Source organism: Pseudoalteromonas sp. MER144-MNA-CIBAN-0113 (assembly GCF_040308965.1).
GTDB classification, from domain to species: domain Bacteria; phylum Pseudomonadota; class Gammaproteobacteria; order Enterobacterales; family Alteromonadaceae; genus Pseudoalteromonas; species Pseudoalteromonas tetraodonis.
Map to the genome: position 1 here is coordinate 1 of NZ_JBEOOG010000569.1, position 240 is coordinate 240.

Below are 240 nucleotides of genomic sequence, written 5' to 3' on the forward strand. Positions count from 1 at the left end.
GCTCACAGGTGTGAACCCATGCATCTACTAAGCCATTCACAAGTTGGCGCTGCGGTAATGTTTTCATTACATCAGGGTCCATAATCGCAAATTTAGGAAGTACTTCTGGTGATGCAAACGGTAGTTTTTGCTTCGTTGCTTCTTTGCTCACAACTGAGTTTTGGTTAGATTCAGAACCCGTTGCTGGCAATGTTAATATTGCACCGATTGGTAATGCGCTAGTAATAGTATGCTTACCAG

The 240-nt window shown here is 42.9% G+C and carries 1 protein-coding gene; it reads right to left on the reverse strand.

Features of this window, described 5'->3' with window-relative positions:
• Positions 1-240, reverse strand: a 240-nt coding sequence (locus AAEY57_RS20975; RefSeq protein WP_350608779.1) for an iron-containing alcohol dehydrogenase, incomplete at both ends; no start/stop codon positions are given.